At 34.7% G+C, this 551-nt stretch carries 1 protein-coding gene; it reads left to right on the top strand.

Annotated features, from left to right (window positions below):
• Positions 1-89 precede the first annotated feature (89 nt).
• Entirely contained in the window at positions 90-479 is a 390-nt protein-coding gene (locus E1171_RS00275) for a DUF2200 domain-containing protein (RefSeq protein WP_155202991.1), read from the top strand.
• Positions 480-551 lie beyond the last annotated feature (72 nt).

Consider the following 551-nt stretch of genomic DNA (forward strand, 5'->3'; position numbering starts at 1 on the left):
AACAATCGATAAGGCTTAGCTCTATTTTAGGGTAAACTATGTGACTTTAACCTTGTAAACTATCTGCCTTAACCAACATTGAGAATAACATGAAAGTTACCGCTGAACATAACGATCGAATAGCAAAAATGACATTTGCCTCTGTTTATCCGCATTACATAACGAAGTTGGAGAAAAAAGGAAGAACAAAAGAAGATCTTCACCAAGTGATAGAATGGTTGACAGGATTTGATGAAGATAGAATACAAGAATTTATCAGTCAGAAGGCAACTTTTGAAACTTTCTTTCAACAAGCAAATTTGAATCCAAATGCTCACCTGATAAAAGGTGTGATTTGCGGTTATCGAATTGAGGAAATTGATAATTCACTAACCCGACAAGTAAGATATCTGGACAAGTTGGTAGATGAATTGGCGAAAGGCCGTAAAATGGAGAAGATTTTAAGAAAAGAAATAAAAACAGGTGCCAACAAAACCTAAACTGCATTAAAACGCTGTTTAACCAAAACGTTGTAGAGCATTCACTCAAATGCAACTTTTCATTTTCCTTTT

The sequence above is a fragment of the Xanthovirga aplysinae genome, assembly GCF_009711365.1.
Lineage (GTDB): Bacteria > Bacteroidota > Bacteroidia > Cytophagales > Cyclobacteriaceae > Xanthovirga > Xanthovirga aplysinae.

Excerpts from the sequence above, each read along its gene's own strand:
- E1171_RS00275 (WP_155202991.1), top strand. The coding sequence starts at position 90 with ATGAAAGTTACCGCTGAACATAACGATCGAATAGCAAAAATGACATTT.